This is a genomic window from Psychrobacter sp. FME5, from assembly GCF_014861375.1.
Taxonomy (GTDB): Bacteria; Pseudomonadota; Gammaproteobacteria; order Pseudomonadales; family Moraxellaceae; genus Psychrobacter.
Genome location: NZ_RRYX01000047.1, coordinates 1 through 21085, shown reverse-complemented (window position 1 = coordinate 21085; position 21085 = coordinate 1). Strand labels below are relative to the sequence as shown.

Genomic DNA, 21085 nt, shown 5'->3' with positions numbered 1-21085 from the left:
CTATTTGTTCAGGACTCCAGCTGTCTTTTAGCTTATCTGTGACCCAATCCCATACGTCAGCGATGATGCTGGGCGCATTGTTTGACCGTCTGTCACAAGCCTTGTTATTAGCATTCTTTGCTCGGTAACCGCGCAGGCCTTTATTACGCCTAAGCTCTCTTGATATGGTGCTGGGACTTCTGTTTAACGCCCTCGCTATAAATTTAATACTATGTTTTGCCCCTTTAAGGGCATAAATCTGGTATCGTTCACCTAGGCTTAGATGTGTATAGTTCATGGTTGCAATCTCACTTTGGTCGGTGGATAAAAACTTTGATGCTAGCGCATCTAGGTCTTTTTTTCACCTCACATTTGGTATTGCACTTCATGTGTTAATCTAAGAATCAAAATAAATGAAGATAAAAATAATCGGTTACAGAAATACAAGCTATTACGCTTGCCAAATGATATCGGCAACCTGTTTGCTGGCACTTCGGTTGGCAAGCGCATGGGCTTTTTTTGCCATCGCTAAGCAATTACCGCGGTCAAGTGCAGTAAGCTCATGGCTCAAACGCTGTGGTGTTAGCTCAGACTGCGGTAATAAAATCGCGGCTTCATGCGACGTTAAGGTGCGAGCATTAGCCGTCTGATGGTCATCAACTGCGTGGGGCAGCGGCACAAAAATAGCAGCGATACCGACATTTTGAATTTCAGTGACCGTTAAAGCACCTGCTCGGCAAACGATAATATCTGCCCAATTATAAGCCGCGGCCATATCATCGATAAAGGGCTGGACAGTAAATTGATGCGCGCTTAAATCTTCACTATCATACGCCGCTTGCGTGGCTGCTTCGTTATTGCGGCCACATTGATGACGTACTTCAAAAGGACGGTCGATCAAAGCCAGTGCCTTTGGTACTGTGTCATTCAATACTTCTGCACCTAGCGAACCACCAACCACCAACAGTTTAAGTGCTGAGCTGTCATTAACATCATAACGCACAGTAGGTTCGGCGACACCCGTAATAGCATTACGCACAGGATTGCCCACCGTTTCGAGCTTTACATCCTGTTCACTATCAGCAAAAGTATGTTCAAATGCTTGCAATACTTTGGTGGCCATTTTAGACAAATAGCGATTACTCATGCCAGCGATGGCGTTTTGCTCATGGATAATCAGCGGTTTTTTGGTCAGACGTGCCGCTATACCGCCAGGCGCACTCACGTAACCACCAAAACCAACGACCATATCAATATTATTACTACGAATGACCTTGACAGCAGCCATCGTCGCCGACAGTAAAGTCACTGGCAATTTTAATAAACGTCCGACACCCTTACCGCGTAGCCCTTGCATATCAATCGCATGAAACTTATAACCAGTCGGTTCAACCAAACCGTTTTCCATACCATTTGGTGTTCCTAGCCAGTGAATGACCGCACCGCGCTGGGTTAATTCCTCAGCCACTGCCAGCGCCGGGAACACATGACCGCCAGTACCAGCTGCCATCATCAATATATGCGGTGTTTTCATAAACGCTTGCCTATCTTTTCTTTATTTATATGAAGGACTTACTATCCAAGATTATCTCAGTCATCGACAAATAATGACCTATAAAAACTCGCATAGTATAGTGTAAATCGTTGATTAATATATAGTACTTTATGCATCGTTAATAATAAAAATCCAAGCCGTGAGCAATCGCGACTTGGTTTTGATAAATACCACGAAACAATGACCGAAGCATCGTTATTAATAGGGCTTTAACGATGTATCGACGACACATCTTAGCACAACTATTTTTCATCATTGTGCCCATAGATTAGTGTTAAATCACCCTATCATTGCTGTGTATCTCAAATCGCCAATTTATTTTCGATAGCGATGATAAGGTCAGTCGCGATATCGGTACCGCACTGATCGTCAATCTCACGGACACACGTTGGACTGGTGACATTAATTTCCGTAATGCGCCCACCAATTAAGTCCAAACCGACGAACATTAGCCCTTTTTCTTTGACAATAGGTGCGACCACTTCTGCTACTTGGCGTTCGATATCAGTCAATGCCATGGCCACGCCGCTACCGCCAGCAGCAAGATTACCACGCGTTTCACCTTTTACCGGAATACGCGCCAAGCTATAATCGACGACGATGCCATCAACGATCAATACCCGTTTATCGCCTTCCTTAATCTCTGGCAAATAGCGCTGCGCCATAATCGGCAAAGTTTCAAGTTCAGTCAGAATCTCAAGTGTGACGCCAATGTTTGGGCTGTCAGCGGTTAAACGGAAAATGCCAGTACCGCCCATACCATCTAAAGGTTTGACGATGACGTCTTGCTGCTCAGCGATAAATTGACGAATATGTGCCTGTTTACTGGTCACAATGGTTGGGCTCATATGCGCACTAAACCAGGTGGCAAATAATTTTTCATTACAGTCACGAATCGCTTGTGGGTCATTGACCACAAGTACACCTGCGGCTTTGGCATGGTCGAGCATATAAGTTGCATAAATAAAGCGCATGTCGAACGGTGGGTCTTTACGCATCAAAACCACATCATAATCGCTGATTGAACCTGTTGCTTTTTCGCCCAACGTATAAAAATCCTCAGGGTCACGCTTTACCGTCACTGACTGTGTATCGACCATTAATTGTCCATGATCCAACCATAAGTCATGAATCTGGCAATAGCCAAGGTGATGGCCACGATCTTGCGCCGACCACATCATCGCAAGACTGGTGTCTTTTTTATAATTGACCTGTTCGATAGGGTCCATAATGACGAGTATATTTAAAGATTTTTTTGGCTTTTCTTGACTCATAATAAGGCTCATTTACGTAATATTATTTATATATAAAAATGACACGCTAGCATTACGATTACATGGCAGCGAATGCGATAAATTATACGCCGTACTGCGCGCGGTAATGCTGCATTTTTGCAAGTTGAGTAGCGTCTTTGTGTGGGCTGCTATCTTCTGCCAAATAACTGATTAAGTCATCGATATCAACCAATGCATGTACTGGCACCTCTAGTGTTGAGGCAAGCTCTTGGATAGCAGAATGCTCAGCCAAACCTTTTTCTTTACGGTCAAGGGCCACGATAATGCCAGCAACGCTTGCGCCTGCTTGCTCTAAAATCTCTACCACTTCACGCATCGCCGTGCCAGCGGTAATGACATCATCAAGCACCCAAACTGCCTTACCATTGACATCAGCGCCAACCAAATTACCGCCTTCGCCATGAGTTTTGGCTTCTTTGCGGTTATAGCCCCATTTGGCATTGATGCCATGATGCAGCCATAAAGCTTGTGCGGTTGCCGCCACAAAAGGAATGCCTTTATAAGCGGCACCAAAGATGACCAACTCCTGCTTCTCTTCGCCATTATTGACAGCAGCCACTTTTTCAGCGAGAGCATCCGCATAACCACGTGCTAATAACGATAACATCTCACCCGAAGCAAGCAGCCCTGCATTAAAAAAATACGGACTGATACGACCAGACTTGAGTACAAACTCACCAAATTTTAGTACTTGATTGTCCAAAGCCAACTGAATAAATTGATGAGAGGCAAAAGAAGGGTGCTGGGCAGATGCAGCATTAGACACTGGAGCATTGAGCATGGAAGCATTCCTATTAGCGAAAAGAAGGATTAAAAAACTGCATTATTGTACGCATTATTAATCAGCTTGACCAACCATTGATATTATAATCTTGCATATTAGGATAGCGGCTCAATAGACCGCAACGCGATGAGAGATTAAAATAACACTGTTTATCCTGACTAACCTGTATGTCCCAGCCCAAATGATAAGCAGCCACAATAATATGCCCCGCAAAAACTCGAACTTGACGGTATGCATGGCGCTGTGCTGGGTCAAGGGTGATTTGGCTGAGCAGATAGCTGCGTACATACTGGCAAATTTGGTCAGCGCTATAGCTATGGTTGATACTCTTGCGCCTACTGCATTGCTTTAGAGCATGAACAGCAACGCTACACGCCATAATGTCAGTGGCCAAGCTGCCCTCACCTGTCTCGAACTGCTGCGGTTGCAAAACCACTTGCCAGTCATCGGCGTAGAGACTACTGAGTAACTCATCTGGATTATAACGTTTGGTCAATGCACGCAAAGAGTTATGTGGATTCTTAGCATGCTCATCAGTAGCACCATCAGCCTTTATTGGGTTATCAATACCGCCAAAACCATAACGAGTCAGTTTAGGATAAGCACGCAGTACTTGCTGGATATCTGACATATCGAGCAACGTCATCTCACTCAATGGTGATAGTAATGGCTGCTCGCTATGATTGTGATAAAAGCTATCAGGAAACTCGACCAGCTTAGCCGCTCGCAGTAATGACAGATGCTCAGCTAAAGCTTCTGTCGCAATCACAGCCCACTTCGACAAGTTATCTTTGTTAGGCTGATAAAACCGCGTAGAGCTTCCGTATAGTCGGCGTAATTGATTGTCTAAACGGCGGGCAGGCTCAGGAATATCACTCAATGGTCTTGCAGGGTCAAGTGGCGATTGATTGGGATCAAAATTAGGATGCACAATCGCCGGTTGGTTACTGTTTGCTAAAACAGCTGACTGCTCAGCATGAACTTCTGCAAACTGCCCCTCTGCTGCTATGAAGTCAGCACTGAATAAACGGTCATCAGAAGTAGAAGGCTGGGTCATGAAAACTCCGTAAGCTAGCAAGTTGAGAGTAAATCAGAAACTCACTTCGAAAAATATAAGGGACAATATGAAAAACAACATGAAGAACAATGTGTAAAACAAGATAAAAAACCAGACTAAGCCCGATAGCCATAGTAAAAGATAAGGAGCTATAAAGCTGATCGGATAAACGGCTGTCTTACTGTTGATGCTGTAAAATATCTTGATAGCCTGCTTGCCAATCAGGATAGTCCAGCCAAGCTAACGGAATATTGCTGTGCAAGCGTTTTCCCGTCACCGCTGTTTTTTTATTATCGATAGTAGGTGGCGTCTCATTGATTTGCTCACTCAACCAAACGCTTAGCTCAAAGGTCGTCACCGGTAAATAATCGGTCGCTATATAAATTGGCTTGGGTGCATCTATCGTCAGAACGTTTGCAATAATATTGACCAAATCGCGATCCATAATACGATTGCTCCAATGAGCAGCGGCCACAGGGTCTTTATCTTGCTCACGGGCTTTACGCAAACGCATTAAGCGTTCACGCCCATAAATACCACTAGGACGAATGATGACGGCTTTATCACCAAAGCCCTGTTGTAATGCCTGCTCTGCCTGTAATATAACCTGCGATGCTTCGCGATCAGGAATGACTGGCGTCGTGGCCTCATCAATCCATTCACCATTATCTTGCCCATACACACCCGTTGATGAGATAAAAACAACGCGCTCAAGTGAGGTTAATTTGTCAGCGAGTTTTGCCAAATGCTGATTAATAGCCAAATAGCTATCATGATAGCCGCTGGTAGAATACTCATCGGGAGTGACAACAATCGCTATACGAGTAAAGCCTTGCAGCTGTTCAGCGGTCAGGGTCAACGCATCGGCTTGCACAAACTTGACCTTATCGTCTAAGGGATAATGATGACGCTCATGACGTGCCAGCCCAGTGACACTTAAACCATCATGCGCAAGTTTATTGGCGACTGGTAAACCAATATCGCCTTGTCCAATAATTAATAAATTTTGCATACCCATCATATCTCCTTGCTGTTGCCCATTGTCCATCGTCTAAGAGCCATTATTTAAAGCCGACTATTTAAAAACTGGCTTTAAAAGTAACGCATATATGACAACTGTATGTCTTCGTTGGCGTCAACACGATCTTGCCAATCGTAACTGGCATTGATACGTAAGGCTTGTTTTTTATCGATGTCGTATTGTAGACCTAACGTCGATATTGGCTGCCAATAATGGCCGCGAGCATTAGACTCATCACTGCGGCCATGATACCAATATGGCAGTTGCAATTCAGCCTGCGCGCGTAACTGATTGTTAATCTGATACAGGCAGCCCGCATTCACGCCTGCGCCAACACGAAAGCCTTTGTTGATACCGCGTCCTGCTTGCACCGCACCTGTGGCAAAGGTATAACAAAGCTGCGGCGGCATCTCTCCGCTGACTACGCCTGATGAATCACTACGCGGTGTACCAAATGCCCATGACTTACCATATTCAAATGCGGTGCTGCCAACCAGATGGTCAGTGCCATCCTGCTGTGAGCCGTCATTGATACGGGTGGCCTCAATACTTGCTCCCCATGTTTGATCTTTTTTGGCAGAGTTCACTGGATTAAAAGAGCGCCCACGAATGAGGGTAAAGTTCTGTAGCTCGACACTGCTTGGCTGATTAGGCTTGCCATTATTGTCATCTTTGTCATAGAAACGCAGCGTTGCCTTGATGCCTTCCAAATCAAAAAACTGCGGAAAACCTGATGGGCGATCTAGCGTGCCATGGAAGCCTGCACGCAATCCAACATCAATATAGTTATTATCACCGTGCTGACCGATGCCAATATGAGCACGCTGTAAAGGGTGGCGATCTAGCGGATTATTATCAGAAGCGCCAATCACTGGTGGCTGTAATAACTTACCATCTGCTGACATACTAGACGCCATATTGCTATCAGCGGCTTTAAGCTGCTGAGCGTCTTGTTTGCTCAAATCTTGATAACCAAGCTTTGCTGCCTGCTGCGCCTCATTCAATTGCGCTTGCCGCACCGTACTATCTGCAGGTGTATAACGCGTACTTGTCAGCAACTTTTCATCTTTGAGCAAGTTGATCACATCCGATGGAATAACCACATAAGGCAGCTGACTTAGTAAATGCTGCTCTGGACGCACCACGTCGATAAGGCGTAAAATCTCAGACGCACAGTTGTCCGTTGTAAAGTAATACGGTAATGCCAGATCCTTGGTTTCCCAAACGTGTAGCATGATTTGCTGTACTTCTTCTGGGGTCAGGTCTAATTGATACGTCCACGTATCGCGCTCATCCTTTTTTAAATAATCGGCCAGCTTTTTGGGATAAGGGTCAATTTCGATAGCATTATCGTAGCCGCCGCTTGTCGCCTTGATGGCATAAATTAAAAAGCTATCATCACTGTCGCCATCGACCGTATCATTAAGCGCATAAGCATGATGAATCTGGCTAAAATCTGCGGCGCTGGCTTTTGAGTCGATACGTAATAAAGTATGACCAAAAGCAGAAATAGGATTGTCCAAGTACTCTTGAGCGAACATAACTGACAGCTGCTCGGGAGCCAACTCTTTCATCCAACCATCAAGCTCTGGGCAACTGGCGTTCAGCGCTGAGATATCCACATTCAAACTGTCGGTGAGCCACTTAACTCGCGCAGGGAAACGGCACAATACAGAACTGCTTAAAACAGGGCTATTTGAGATGGCACTACTTGAGGTGGTCTGAGCCGTACTGTCATGACTTTTGGCTTCGTTATTAGATTCGTCAGCGGCTGGCGGGGCTCCTTGCGTCATTTCCTGTGCAAGCGCGGCTAATAGCGCATCCAGCTCTGCTGCTGAGTCCTGTTGACCGTTGTCACTCAAAAAGAAATCTTGGTCATCAACCAGACTTTTCCCCTTGTTTTTTCCAAACAAGCCTTTTTTATCATCAATGAAGTAGAGCATCCGTCGCCATGTCGCATGCTGAGCAAGGTTTCCTGTCTTTGCTTGCTTGCGCCATGCTGTTAATAGCTGATCGGCCTTAGCATTATTAACATTGCCATTATCAATATTGGCGTTACTGGTATTATTAATATTTTGATTAGCGGGCGTACGATTAGTGACATCTTTATTTGAGGCATTATTTGACTTGATGTTACTATTTAGCGCAACAGGCTCAGTCAAATCCGTATCAGAGCTCTGTTGCTTAGCGCCTATTTGAGCTTTAGCATCAGCGTCTAGTGCTAAGTCGCCTGTAGCCATTAGCGATGCTGGCGTGGGTAAAAATGCCTGCGCCTGTGCAGTCAACAGTAACCCTGCAATCGTCAATGGCAGACGCGCGCGTTTGCTTATCTTTGTGGGCCGACCATATACTGCCATAAGGCTTGAGTTTATAAACATGAAGTAAAATCTCGCACTGTGGAAACCATACGCTTATCGCGTGATTAAGTCTGTTAAATTAGCAGAATGTATATTCTGAACGATCATCTTTTTGTAGGTCTGTTTGCCATTTATAGCCAACCTACGATAAAAGAGGTCCATTAAAAGCGCTACATTCAAAATAGCACTCTGCTAGTATCGTTTTTATTTAGACCTGATTGTATAAAATTAATGATAAAAAACATTTATTGCCCGCTTATTAGGGCGCGCCCTAATAACATTATAAAAGAGAGTATTATGTCCATAGCATCGCCAATGATTATTAACGACGGTCGATTATCAGCGGCTACATGGCTGGCATCACCGAACTATAATGAACGACCTGAAAACACTATTATTGACACGATTGTTATTCATAACATCAGCCTGCCGCCCAATGAGTTTGGCGTATGTGCTAATGACGGTGTGCATTACGTAAAAGCATTATTTACCAACCAACTTGACTGGGATGCCCATCCTTATTTTCAGACGATTAAAGGCGCAGAGGTGTCAGCGCATTTACTTATCGAGCGTGACGGTAATATTACACAGTTTGTCAATTTTGATGAGCGTGCTTGGCATGCCGGACGCTCTAGCTATTTGGGCCGACGTGAATGTAATGATTATAGCATTGGCATCGAGCTTGAAGGGTCAGATTTTGTGTCCTTCAGCGCCGCACAATATGACACGCTGGCAAAAGTCATCGCTGCAATATACACGGCCTACCCTAAAACTCGTCGTCATTTGACTGGTCATAGTGATATTGCTCCCGGTCGCAAAACTGACCCCGGTGATTATTTTGAATGGACAAAATTGCGTGAAAAGGTCGCCGACAACCTCAGCCACTGAGTCGTATTCATACAACAGAGCATTTGCATAACCAATTCATTTATCTAGTTTAGTTATCTCAATTATGAAAGTGCTATAATCTGTCAGTTTTTTAATACCAGCAAATCAGCAAACAACCATCAGTAAACAACCATCCCTAAACAAATTAGCACAATAGGTTATCATGGCAAAAAGTCGGTTATTTCGTTCAACCATGGTGGTCAGCAGCATGACCATGTTATCGCGTATCTTAGGTCTAGTACGCGACGTCGTCTTGTTAGGCGTGTTTGGTGCAGGCGGCCTGATGGATGCCTTTTTAGTCGCTTTTAAAATACCCAACTTTTTGCGCCGGCTGTTTGCAGAGGGAGCTTTTAGCCAAGCATTTGTACCCGTACTGTCTGAGTACAAAGAAAAGTACAGTTTACAGCAGGTACAGATTCTAGTCAGTCGCACGTCAGGCGCGCTGCTGCTAGTGCTATCTATGTTGACGCTGGTGGTTATTTTAATTGCCCCTTGGGTGGTAACCTTATTTGCTCCCGGGTTTGCCGACCAACCTGATAAATTTGCCATCACTGCCGAATTACTACGCCTGACCTTCCCCTATTTGCTATTTATTTCTATGACCGCTTTTGCCAGCGGTATCTTGCAAAGCTACGGACGTTTTGCAGCACCTGCCTTTGCACCCGTGTTATTAAACTTGTGTATGATTGGTGGTGCGCTGATTTTTGCGCCTATGTTTGATACGCCTATTATGGCGCTTGGCTATGCGGTCGCTATCGCCGGTCTACTACAATTTTTGATACAACTGCCGCAGCTATGGCAACAAAAGCTGCTGGTCGCCCCAAAGGTCGACTTTCAACACGAAGGCGTGCGCCGTATTTTAAAACTCATGCTGCCTGCTATCTTCGGTGTTTCTGTCACTCAGATTAATTTATTATTAAATACTATTTTTGCGTCTTTAATGATTGGTGGTTCGGTTTCTTGGCTCTATGCCGCAGAGCGTATGAGCGAGCTGCCGTTAGGACTGATTGGTGTAGCAATTGGTACCGTTATCCTGCCAAGCTTGTCAAAAAGTGAAGCCCAAAAAGACGATGTTAGCTTTAAAAAGACCATTGATTGGGCAGCACGCTTAATTATTTTGGTGGGTGTTCCAGCATCAGCGGCACTATTTATCCTTGCCGATGTCCTGATGCAGGCGCTATTTTTGCGTGGTGAATTTACCTTGCGTGATGCGCAAATGAGCTCGCTGGCACTGCGTAGTATGGCCGGTGGTATATTAGGCTTTATGTTGATTAAAATATTTGCCCCTGCTTTTTTTGCTCGCCAAGACACCAGAACACCGGTAAAAATCGGTATCATTTCAGTTTTCGCCAATATGGTTTTTAGTGTCATTTTTATCGGTATATTCTATTTTTTAGAAATACCATTGCACGGTGGTTTAGCGCTTGCAACCACAGGTGCAGCTTTTGTGAATGCCGGCTTGCTATATTACTTCTTGCATAAGCGCGAGATTTTCCGTTTTGGGAGTCATTGGAAAAAACTGTTCGCCCAGTTTGCGGTTTCTACCGCTTCTATGGTTGGTGTACTTTATATCATGCTGCCCTACTTCCCAACCGATGGTGCTCAGTGGCGACGTGTCGCGGCTTTGCTGATTATGTGTGCGGTTGGGGCACTGGTTTATGGGGTGGTGTTACTGGCGACAGGTTTCCGCCCTCACCAACTAAGACATGGATAAAAAATAAGCCTTAACTTACCAAACCAAAACAAGCCTAATATGAGAATTGACAGCTAATGCTGTTGATAGTTGCCATAATTGGTCGTTAATACATAACTGAATTTTGAGGGCTAATATGACAACCAAACAATCAACATTACCACGCTTACCAATCATATTTACTGCTGGTGTGCTAAGCGCTGGGCTACTCTTAAGCGGTTGTAGCAATAATGATATGGATACAGAGAGCACAGATACGGCCGGTAATAGCGACGATACGGCAGCCGTCGTTGACACTCCAGAAGAGAGCACAACTGCTCAAGAAAAAGAAGCCTTAGATAGCAATGCTGACAGTGAGCAACCAGCTAATAATGCTAAAGACAAAACTGATATTGATAGCGATAATATTAATCCAGTTACTTCTTCAGCCAAGCAAAAAAGCCTAGTGACCAATAAAACCCAAACCAACACGCCTGAAGATACCGTCAAACAAGCACTGGATAGTTTGTATTACGGTGATGTAAAGCAAGCCGCCACCTACTACAAAGTAGATATGGCAAACTTCGAAGAAGAGCTTGCTAAGACCCAGTCTGCTTTTCAACAAACGGTTGATAGTGTCACTATCACTGATACCACATATAATGACGATAAAACCCATGCCACTATCACTGGTGAGCTGATGCTAAAAGAACAAAGTGAACCTGCACCACTGATTTACGAGCTACAAAAAATCAATGATGAATGGAAAATATTGGGCTAAGCGAGCCTGATACCGTATCCATTTTATCTAAGTTTGGCTATATCATCTGATTTGTTGTCACTGCTTTGCCAAGCATCACCACATCAGCGATAAAACCCTGCATATCACAGACTTTTGGCATATATCCCCACTGCTCAAAACCAAGCTTACGGAATAAACCTAAGCTTGGCTGATTATGAGCAAAGATAAGTGCAACCACATTATGAATACCCAAACTTGGCGCTTGAGCGATCATCCAGCGTGTTAGTAAGCTGCCTAGCCCTCGACCATGATAATCTCTATGCAGATATATACTAATCTCAGTACTGATATGATAAGCCGTGCGCGCATATAAATCACTAAAACTGCCCCACGCTATTATTGGCGCTTCTGTGTACTGCGTGCTTTGAGTTGCTTCGACCGTAACATGAATAACAGCTTTGACCACATAGATAGGACGCGCCTTATTGTTTAAATGCTCCTCAAACCAATCTGTGCGCTCCTCACAAGTCACTGGCGTTAGATTGGCAGTTGCTTGCTTGCCGGCGATACTTTGATTGTAAATTGCCAAGATTTTTGGCAAATCCTCTACACTTGCACGCTGCACCATAAAACCATCGTTGAGCGTATCTACTGCCAAAACAGAGTGCCTAAGATTAAAAGCCGCATTAAAATCAGCATTAAAAACAGGATTAGAGCTAGCGTCAAACATAGCATCTCCATGATGGCTATTTATTATTAATAGAAAATGAGCATTAATTTATTAATGACTTGGACGTGTCATCACTTCAATCTATGGACAGATAAATGGCTAAGCAAGAAAACTCGCGCAGGCCAGATAAAGTCATGGGTTTTTAAACTTGATAGTGTTGTTGTTTGATTATCAGCAGACTATAGGATGTTAGTATGGTTATTTTACTTTATAATGACTGATTTTGAACGCCTCGATTTTAAATATAGAAGTGTTTTTTGTTTTTTATCTATCATAGCTGAAATTTATGAACACCTATTTTCTTGAGCAACTGATGGCGTCTCCAAGCACTTCGCCAGCCAATACTAACCCAGTAGATTTAGCACCCTGCGTGCTGACTATCGGTAACTTCGATGGTGTGCATTTGGGTCATCAAGCGATGCTCGCTCAAGTTCGCGAACTTGCCCAAGCACGTGAGCTTAGCCCTGCGGTAATGATATTTGAGCCACAGCCACGTGAGTTCTTCGCTCCAGATACGGCGCCTGCTCGCCTAACCAATCTTGCTGAAAAACAAGCCTTGCTCACAGATTACGGTGTTGAGACATTGATTGTCGCAGGCTTTGATGCTGAATTTCGCTCATTGTCTGCACAAGCATTTGCAGATATCTTAGCGCAGCGTTTAAATGTGCAAGCGTTGGTATTGGGTGATGATTTTAAATTTGGTCATGATCGCACTGGAGACAGCCAGTTTTTACGAGATTATGGTTTGCATGTGACCAATTTACATACGATCAAAGACGATAGTAATAAAGCCGCACGTATTAGCTCGACTCGTATCCGTGATTTATTATTAGCCGGTGACATTGATGCCGCTAATACGTTACTTGGTCGCGATTATACGATGACTGGCATGGTGATTGGCGGCGATAAAATTGGTCGCACCATGGACTTTCCCACTGCTAATATTGACTTAAAACGCTTAAAACCTGCTTTACATGGCATCTTTGCCGTTGATGTAGTCATCCTCGATGATGAAGGCAATGTGGTACCGAACGGCTTAACGGCTCTCACGGATAGCGCAAATAAAGGTATCGCAGGTTTGCGTCCGCACAGCTTATTTGGTACGGCCAATCTGGGCATCAGACCCTCTGTGGATAAAGAGCATGATTGGCGCTTGGAAGTACATTTTCCAGAACTGCACGCCAATCTATATGGATTGACTTTACAGGTACGCTTTTTGCATTATTTACATGGTGAGCGGCATTATGAAAGTTTAGAAGCGCTGAAAACTGGTATCCATAATGACGTAAAAGCATTGGTTGAGTGGCGAGCGCAGCAACCTAATTAGATTGCCAATCAACTTACATGCGAGCGTCGATATTTATGATTTACAAAAAAACCCACAGCGTTTATAACGTTTGTGGGTTTTTATTCTATAGTTAATTCACTTTCAAACCGATACGAGTGCTACCAACGTATCGCTTTTATTTAGAACTGCCTATATGCTAGTTTTTCTCTTCTCTATGCATCTGGATGCATACGCACATTTAAATCATCAATAATTTCGACCCATGCTGCATCTTTATTCCATTCTTCCTGTAAAAAAGCGCGTTGGTTATCGCTCCAAACGTCAGCTTCTATTAATTTTTCTTCTTTTGACAGTTTATTCTTGTCAATAAATTGATCAATGGCTTCATCAGAGCTATCAAGTCCTAACTGAGCAAACAGCTCATTCATATTGTATTCAGGTTCACCCAACATAAAACTTCTCCTTAAATGACGCAGATTTTATTCTGCTTATTATTTAAACTTTCCACTTTATTGTAGCAAGCTTTTTTTTAATAGCTGTTAACCAACGTTTATCTAACGTTATCAATTGTATTAACGCTCAAGTGATAACTGATACCATTCACAAAAATTAGCGTAGCAAGGAAAACGAGAACAAGTGCTACGTACTGTAGACTAAACGGCTTTGACACAGCTAATCGTACTTTTTGGGTTTGGTATGATTTAGGCTTACAGCGATAAATGACAGATAATATATCTTTCAGACAAAAAAGCCCTCACACTTTAGGAGGGCTTTTTTATACTACTTGTTATATAACAGCGTTAGCAAGTTAATCACTTATGGTAGTAAATGTGCGACTGCATCACGCTCTTCGCTAAGCTCTTGCTCAGTTGCCGCCATTTTCTCTTTTGAGAAGTCTGATGACACATCAACGCCGTCTACGATAGCCCAGTCGCCGTTCGTGCACGTGCATGGGAATGAGTAGATTAAGCCTTCTGTAATACCGTACTCGCCGTTTGAGTAAACACCCATTGATACCCAATCATTCTCATCGCTACCAAGTACCCACGTGCGCATATGTGCAATAGCAGCATTAGCAGCAGAAGCGGCAGATGATGCACCGCGAGCTTTAATAATAGCGGCACCGCGTTGTTGTACTTCTGGGATATAAGTACCTTCGTACCAGTCACGATCGACCAAGTCTAATGCTGGCTTGCCGTTTACAGTGCAAGCAGTCAGATCAGGATACTGAGTTGATGAATGGTTGCCCCAGATGGTCATTTTTTTCACGTCGTTGACAGTGCTGTCCGTTTTGCCAGCCAACTGCGCCATGGCGCGGTTGTGATCTAAACGAGTCATTGCCGTGAAGTTGCGCGGATCAAGATCTGGTGCATTACGCTGAGCGATAAGCGCGTTGGTGTTCGCAGGGTTACCCACAACCAAGACTTTTACGTCACGGCTTGCAACGTCATTCAATGCTTTACCTTGTGCTGAGAAAATCGCTGCATTGGCTTCTAGCAAATCTTTACGTTCCATACCTGGGCCACGAGGACGTGAACCTACTAGCAAAGCATAGTCGACATCTTTAAATGCAACCGTCGCATCATCAGTCTGCACAATACCAGCTAATAAAGGGAATGCGCAGTCTTCTAATTCCATGACCACACCCTTTAGAGCGTCTAGCGCTGGGGCGATTTCAAGCAATTGCAAAATAACTGGCTGATCTTTACCTAGCATTTCACCAGAGGCAATACGAAATAGCATCGCGTAGCTGATATTTCCAGCGGCACCAGTAACGGCAACACGTAAAGGCTGTTTCATTGACATTGAATACTCCCTAATTATTGATTAGATAATTCATGATTGTAATTGATGGTTATCGTTGTAGATATCGACTTGCTTGCTACATAGCAGCAGCCATAAACCGAAGGTTAGTGTAGCACCTCAGCCTATTCACCGTCTAGAGAAAGCGAGAAGGCTAATCACGACTATATTGTTACATTTTATACGACAAGGTTTCTAAACCCATAAAAGGCTTATAAGTAAAGCGCTAGAGCGGTATAAAGAGACGTTTATGACAGGCTGAATAGTTATATAATTGAGCCAATGTTAAAACAATACAGCTCTGCTTTCGTTCAAATATAATTTTTGCTGCCTCTGTCTGCGTAGGCACAGCAAGCCAGAGAACATGATAAAAAGAGCTAAAATAGAAAGGGTTATTTGCCGCCTGAAATAATAAATTTAGTACCACAGTTATCTACAATATTATGACACGTACCAAATTCGCTACCTTCATAGCAAACATGGACATCGGTCAAAGTTGATTGACGGCGGCTACCTGCTTGGCAAATCAGGTCAATACTGCTTGAGGACATGCCACTATTAAGCTGGGTCATTTGACTGATAAATCGCGACTTAGAAACCGTATAACTATTACCGGTATTCAGCTCGTTCGGTAGTTTCAGTGCCCCTGCATAATTGGTAATCTGACGGAAATAACTGCTCGCACTGAGTGGGCTACAGTCTCCATAGCGCTGCCATGCTTGGCTACGTACTGTCGTGTCGGGCATGATACGGTTGACGACTTTGAGCTGTAGCGGTGTCAGCCGTGGCTCACTACCTCGCCCACAGCGCTCACCATAGCCCATATCCAAACCTGATACTGTCAATGAATAGCCTTCTAGACATTGACGCATGCGAGCACGTGTCGGTTGCATGCTACATAATGCTGGCGTCATCTCGATCATCAACACACGCTGTCCAGTTTTGGCAGCACTGGCGGCATGGGCTGGGGTCAGCATCATACCTTGTAGTATCAATAAAGCCCCGATACTCGTCGCAGCATTAGCCTTATTTATATAACATTTACCTATCAAGCTGACACGATACTGATCTAAAAGCTTAAACGCTTTTATTTTTGGTTGCGCGCTTAGCTTTGTTTTCGATTGGCTCAAATTTGACATCAGGCTCGATGACAACATCGGATTCGATAAAGAAAGCATCTGCATAATGGGCTGATGCTTCGTTTTTGATGACGTTTTCGGCACCATGGATAGGTTAAAATATTTTTTAATCATAAGGGCAAAAGGCATCTAGCAATGATAAAACATGGGCTATCGCTTAGCTCAAGGTGCACAAAACATAAACACTCATCGAACCAAGAATAGAGCTAAAAAATATGGGTATTGATTAAGGTTTGTTGAACATTTAAATAGTTAAACATTCAAATATTAGGACTGCCGATATAGTTAATTCACTTTAAAATCGATACGAGTGCTACTGGAGTAAATTTTTCGTCGCCTCTGTCACGCTTGCGAACAGCAAGCAAGAAAATTTTATAACAGTAGCACGTGGCTACCAACATACCGATTTCTTTTAGAATTGCCGATAGCTAAACAAACCCTATGGTAATGGTAGCAAAACACTTTTTTTAATATATAGCAGAAACGTAAACACAGGCTAATGATTGCAGAAGTGACGTAAAAATATCTGAGCCCCATTTATAAAAGCAAACCATTAACGATTGCTCGCTAATGGTTTGTTAGTCTTAAAAATGATTGCCTTAAAAAGCGGCAGGTACAGCACCCATGCGCTGACTAATCGGCTGACCACGACCTAATAGACTGCTATAAATAGTGGCGTTTTCCATCACGTGTTTGACGTAATTGCGCGTTTCAGGAAAGGCAAACGATTCGACATATTGGTCCGCAGCCAATGAGCCATAAACAGGCTGCCAACGTTTGGCGTTGTTAGGCCCGGCATTATAGCCTGCTGTTGCCAATACCGGCTGACTGTGTAGCTTGCCAAAGATATCACCCATATACCAGGTACCATAGCGGATATTGGTATCGCCACTATTAGCGCGGCTGGCACTATAAGTCTCACCCAGATTTCGGGCAATATATTTTGCCGTAGCCGGCATGACTTGCATTAGGCCACTGGCACCAACATTAGAGCGTGCCGAAGTCACAAAACGGCTTTCTTGGCGCATGATGCCATAAGCCCACGCCGGATCGATACCTGCGGACTGACTATGACGTACTACCGCCGATTGGTGTGGCATCGGATGTGATATCGCTAAGTGATTGACCGAATCAGTGTTATCCACAGCATAAATGGCACGATCGAGCCAGCCCATATCATGAGCTTGACGAGCAGCAGCAACAATTAACTTATCATCACGATTATCACGCGCTTTTTTCACCGCCCAGTTCCATTCACGGTTGGCATAAGCACGACTGGCATCGGCATTGTATAAAGCAAATGCTCGGGCAAAGTGTGGGTTTTGCATAACGCGAGCACGGTCTGCATTACTGACGTTTGGTAAATTATTACCACCCAAACGACTGGCATCAAAACGCTGCCCAACCTTATCTTTTGCCATCAAACCATAGTACTCATTACTTTTTGCCAAGTTTTTATACATCTTTTTAGCGGTATTACGTTTGTTAGCATCGCTTGATTGCTCATACGCACGTGCCAACCAATACTGCCACTGATTTTCTCTTTGTATCTCGCTATCCATTTGGGAGATCGCCTCAACCACGTCATCCCAGCGGCTAAAACGGATCGCGGCTATGGCATAATATTCTGCTTCTTCAAAGCTAAAATCATCATCCAAGCTCTTGCGGAACCAATCAACTGCCTCAGCATTAAAACCATCATCGGTGTTATGATTCATGCGCTGCACCCCAAGCGTACGATAGGCTGCTCGGCGGGTATCTTCATTTAACAATTTAGAGGCGCGCTGGTTGTCTTGCTTAATATCAAAATCTAGTTGCAGAGCGGCTTCACGATAAGACTTCTCTGCTAAGCGCCCTATGGCATATTGATATAAATATTGATTGGTTTGAGTGGCAGGCTCGCGAGAAAAACGACTAAAAAACGACGACGGATTTAGCTGAGTTTCGCTCAATGACGAATAAGGAATAGAGGCGCCCAAACGTGAGGACAACGCCATGATGTCGCCAGTCTTGCCTTTACGCAGCATGCGTTTCAGTCGCGACACTCTATCTTGATTACTAATCAGCGCGTTATTATTCATCTCCATCGCTAATTGGTCACACAAGGCTGGCTGCTTTTTGGTCACCAGCCAAACATCAGACTTTGCTGCCATGGCGCGCATGGTGTCACCGCCATTATTAAACCCAAGCGCCACCGCACAGCGCTCACTGGCATCAGCATTGGTAATCAAGTTGGCCACTTGTCGTACTGACGCATAATCATTCGAACCCGCTTTGGCTTCAGCAAAATCAGCAACCAGCTTTTCTGCCATGACTGTATCTGGATATTGACGGACAAACTGTGACACAGCCGCTGAGCTTTGCGAGTTCAAATCCAGATTCATGCGCCAGTAAGTTGGATACATGGCAAACAAACCACCACTCATCGCTTGCTCATACTCATAAAGCGCATTGATATCACCGCGATCTGCCGCGATAGCCGCCGCGGTGAATGAGCTCGCACCATTATCTGACTGATAGCCAGTATTTTGCTGATAGCTTCCCGATTCGTAGCTTTCGGTTTGATAGCTTTCATTATCGCCCCACGTCAGATCTGCACAAGCAACTTGTGACAATCCTAACGTACCCACCGCCGTTGCTAGACTCAGCACACTGATTCGTAGTCTATTTTCTTTAAACCGCTTTGAGCCATCATTTTGATGAATAGCTTTTCGATCCTTGGTACTATGAGCAACACGCAATTTTGTCATACTGACTCTCTTTATTATGTCTTTACGAATGTGTGAACAGCGATGTGCCAAGTACCGCTAAGCTTATGGCGCTTATCATACTATACTCGTTGCACTTTCAACCATAAGCTTTACTTTTCGTTAATAAATTGGATAGCAGGGTGTAACACAAAGGTGTTATTAAGCACCAATCATTGGTAAATCCTATTGATTCTAATAACATCGGTTTAATAATAACTGTTAAGCAATTGATACTATTATAAATAATCTAGCATAATTAACATCCCAAGCACACGCTAACTTTTCACATTGGCGTGAGGTTGTGATAAAATATGCCACCTGTTAATCCGCTACCCCGCTATATTTTTAGTCAATCATGGACTTATCCTTATGAGTGTTACTGTATTTAATCCCCGCATCGATGACGCTGCTGTCACTGACACCGCGGTTACTGCGCCTACTGCTATTGCACTCAAAGAGCCAAGTTCCGCTCAAGCCCCTGTAAAATCGGCGACTAAAAAGGTGTTTGTGACCACTCAAGGCTGTCAGATGAACGTCTATGATTCTGGCAAAATGCTCGATGTACTCGGCGACTCACACGGCATGGAAGTGACACACGATATTGACGAAGCCGATGTGCTATTAATGAATACCTGCTCGATTCGTGAAAAAGCGCAAGAAAAGGTCTTTTCAGAATTGGGTCGCTGGCGCAAACTAAAAGAAAAACGCCCTGACTTAGTTATTGGTGTGGGTGGCTGCGTGGCCTCACAAGAAGGCGACAATATCCAAAAACGCGCCCCTTATGTGGATATGGTCTTTGGTCCACAAACTTTGCACCGTTTGCCAGAACTATACGATCAATCTCATGAACAACGTGATATCTCGCCCAAAAATCGTATTGGCACGATTGATGTCTCGTTCCCGAGTATCGAAAAATTTGATTTTTTACCAGAGCCAAGAGTAGAAGGTTACAAAGCCTTTGTGTCTATCATGGAAGGCTGCTCAAAATATTGCTCATTTTGTGTGGTGCCTTATACCCGCGGTGAAGAACTGTCCCGCCCACTTGACGATGTATTGGCTGAAATTGATAGCCTAGCCGCGCAAGGTATCCGTGAAATCAATCTATTAGGGCAAAACGTCAACGGCTATCGTGGTGAAAAAGACGACGGCAGTATTTGCCGTTTCGCTGAATTATTGCATTATGTCTCCCACGTCGATGGCGTTGAGCGTATTCGTTATACCACCAGCCACCCGTTAGAGTTCACCGATGACATCATCGATGCTTATGCGCAATTGCCAGAGTTGGTATCTCACTTGCATCTGCCGGTTCAAAGTGGCTCAAATGCAATATTGGCAGCGATGAAACGCAACCATACCATTGATGTTTATATCAATCAGATTAATAAACTCAAAGCCATTCGCCCAGATATTTACTTATCAAGCGACTTTATTATTGGCTTCCCGGGCGAGACTGACCAAGACTTTCAAGATACATTGAATTTGGCAAAAGAGTTAAACTTTGACCACTCGTACAGTTTCATTTATTCCAAACGTCCGGGTACACCAGCCGCAGAATTGCCCGATGATGTCAGCTTTAGCACCAAAAAAGCTCGACTGGCAGAGTTTCAAAAAGTTATTATTGATTCAACCCTTGCTAAAACCCATGAAATGGTTGGTACCACGACTCGGGTTTTGGTTGAGCAAGTCGCCAATCGTCACCCTGACTGCTTAATTGGTACAGCGGATAATACCCGCACCGTTATGTTCCCTTATGACACTGATAAAATGGATGAGTTACTCGGTAAAATCGTTAGCGTACGTGTGACCGATTTTGTTAGTCCGCATATGGTCAAAGGTGAGCTAATCGAAGTACTGGCTTAACAGGTTATAAAATAACTTTAATTCAATAAAGAAAGCCGTTCGCTATCAATAACGAACGGCTTTTTTATGAGTAAATATTAATTTTTGGGGCTATGGTAGACAACGAGTTAACTAGGGGCTGTATAGAATTGGGAGATAGTTGAAAAAAATAAGCAACGCCTTACA

17 protein-coding genes are annotated in these 21085 nt (G+C 44.0%); 5 read left to right on the top strand and 12 right to left on the bottom strand.

Annotation, left to right across the window (positions count from 1 at the left end; translation table 11 throughout):
* The 7 genes from EI161_RS07970 to EI161_RS07940 all read right to left on the bottom strand — a co-directional run.
* Nucleotides 1-277: helix-turn-helix domain-containing protein (locus tag EI161_RS07970; protein ID WP_192528923.1), on the bottom strand; the 277-nt coding region annotated here is incomplete at its 3' end.
* A gap of 153 nt (nt 278-430) precedes the next feature.
* Nucleotides 431-1513 carry an undecaprenyldiphospho-muramoylpentapeptide beta-N-acetylglucosaminyltransferase gene (murG, locus tag EI161_RS07965; RefSeq protein WP_192523054.1) on the bottom strand — a complete coding sequence of 361 codons (1083 nt, stop codon included), beginning with the start codon at nt 1511-1513 and terminating at the stop codon, nt 431-433.
* A 323-nt stretch (nt 1514-1836) separates the two neighbouring features.
* The gene (gene gshB / locus EI161_RS07960; protein ID WP_192523053.1) at nt 1837-2808 is read right to left on the bottom strand and encodes a glutathione synthase; all 972 of its coding nucleotides are present in this window, start codon (nt 2806-2808) and stop codon (nt 1837-1839) included.
* An 82-nt stretch (nt 2809-2890) separates the two neighbouring features.
* Complete coding sequence (pyrE, locus tag EI161_RS07955) at nt 2891-3610, bottom strand: orotate phosphoribosyltransferase (RefSeq protein WP_192523052.1); 720 nt, start codon at nt 3608-3610, stop codon at nt 2891-2893.
* Nucleotides 3611-3671: 61 nt separating this feature from the next.
* Nucleotides 3672-4670 (bottom strand): hypothetical protein, encoded by a 999-nt coding sequence (locus EI161_RS07950; RefSeq protein ID WP_192523051.1) that lies wholly within the window; start codon nt 4668-4670, stop codon nt 3672-3674.
* A gap of 178 nt (nt 4671-4848) precedes the next feature.
* On the bottom strand, nt 4849-5688 hold the full coding sequence (locus EI161_RS07945) for an SDR family oxidoreductase (protein ID WP_192523050.1): 840 nt from the start codon (nt 5686-5688) through the stop codon (nt 4849-4851).
* A gap of 74 nt (nt 5689-5762) precedes the next feature.
* Nucleotides 5763-8069, bottom strand: coding sequence for a DUF4105 domain-containing protein (locus tag EI161_RS07940; RefSeq protein ID WP_225735288.1), 2307 nt, complete (start codon nt 8067-8069; stop codon nt 5763-5765).
* A 276-nt stretch (nt 8070-8345) separates the two neighbouring features.
* Between EI161_RS07940 and ampD the strand changes: the two genes are divergently transcribed.
* The 3 genes from ampD to EI161_RS07925 all read left to right on the top strand — a co-directional run bounded on the left by ampD (nt 8346) and on the right by EI161_RS07925 (nt 11389).
* On the top strand, nt 8346-8936 hold the full coding sequence (gene ampD / locus EI161_RS07935) for a 1,6-anhydro-N-acetylmuramyl-L-alanine amidase AmpD (protein WP_192523049.1): 591 nt from the start codon (nt 8346-8348) through the stop codon (nt 8934-8936).
* Between the two features lie 163 nt (nt 8937-9099).
* Nucleotides 9100-10650 (top strand): murein biosynthesis integral membrane protein MurJ, encoded by a 1551-nt coding sequence (gene murJ, locus EI161_RS07930; RefSeq protein WP_192523048.1) that lies wholly within the window; start codon nt 9100-9102, stop codon nt 10648-10650.
* 115 nt (nt 10651-10765) lie between these two features.
* Nucleotides 10766-11389, top strand: a complete 624-nt coding sequence (locus EI161_RS07925) for a DUF4878 domain-containing protein (protein ID WP_192523047.1) — start codon at nt 10766-10768, stop codon at nt 11387-11389.
* Between the two features lie 37 nt (nt 11390-11426).
* On the opposite strand, the gene EI161_RS07920 is transcribed toward EI161_RS07925, so the two are convergent.
* Entirely contained in the window at nt 11427-12080 is a 654-nt protein-coding gene (locus tag EI161_RS07920) for a GNAT family N-acetyltransferase (protein ID WP_192523046.1), read from the bottom strand.
* A 313-nt stretch (nt 12081-12393) separates the two neighbouring features.
* On the opposite strand from EI161_RS07920, the gene ribF reads away from it, so the two are divergent.
* A complete protein-coding gene (ribF, locus tag EI161_RS07915; protein WP_225735289.1) occupies nt 12394-13407 on the top strand; it encodes a riboflavin biosynthesis protein RibF in 1014 nt (337 codons plus the stop codon).
* A 173-nt stretch (nt 13408-13580) separates the two neighbouring features.
* On the opposite strand, the gene EI161_RS07910 is transcribed toward ribF, so the two are convergent.
* The 4 genes from EI161_RS07910 to EI161_RS07895 all read right to left on the bottom strand — a co-directional run bounded on the left by EI161_RS07910 (nt 13581) and on the right by EI161_RS07895 (nt 19060).
* Nucleotides 13581-13820 carry a DUF2789 family protein gene (locus EI161_RS07910; RefSeq protein ID WP_192523044.1) on the bottom strand — a complete coding sequence of 80 codons (240 nt, stop codon included), beginning with the start codon at nt 13818-13820 and terminating at the stop codon, nt 13581-13583.
* A gap of 364 nt (nt 13821-14184) precedes the next feature.
* Nucleotides 14185-15168 carry a malate dehydrogenase gene (locus EI161_RS07905; protein ID WP_263972251.1) on the bottom strand — a complete coding sequence of 328 codons (984 nt, stop codon included), beginning with the start codon at nt 15166-15168 and terminating at the stop codon, nt 14185-14187.
* Nucleotides 15169-15563: 395 nt separating this feature from the next.
* The gene (locus EI161_RS07900) at nt 15564-16355 is read right to left on the bottom strand and encodes a hypothetical protein (protein ID WP_225735287.1); all 792 of its coding nucleotides are present in this window, start codon (nt 16353-16355) and stop codon (nt 15564-15566) included.
* 554 nt (nt 16356-16909) lie between these two features.
* Entirely contained in the window at nt 16910-19060 is a 2151-nt protein-coding gene (locus tag EI161_RS07895) for a lytic transglycosylase domain-containing protein (protein WP_192523042.1), read from the bottom strand.
* A 369-nt stretch (nt 19061-19429) separates the two neighbouring features.
* On the opposite strand from EI161_RS07895, the gene miaB reads away from it, so the two are divergent.
* The gene (gene miaB, locus EI161_RS07890; protein ID WP_192523041.1) at nt 19430-20920 is read left to right on the top strand and encodes a tRNA (N6-isopentenyl adenosine(37)-C2)-methylthiotransferase MiaB; all 1491 of its coding nucleotides are present in this window, start codon (nt 19430-19432) and stop codon (nt 20918-20920) included.
* Nucleotides 20921-21085 lie beyond the last annotated feature (165 nt).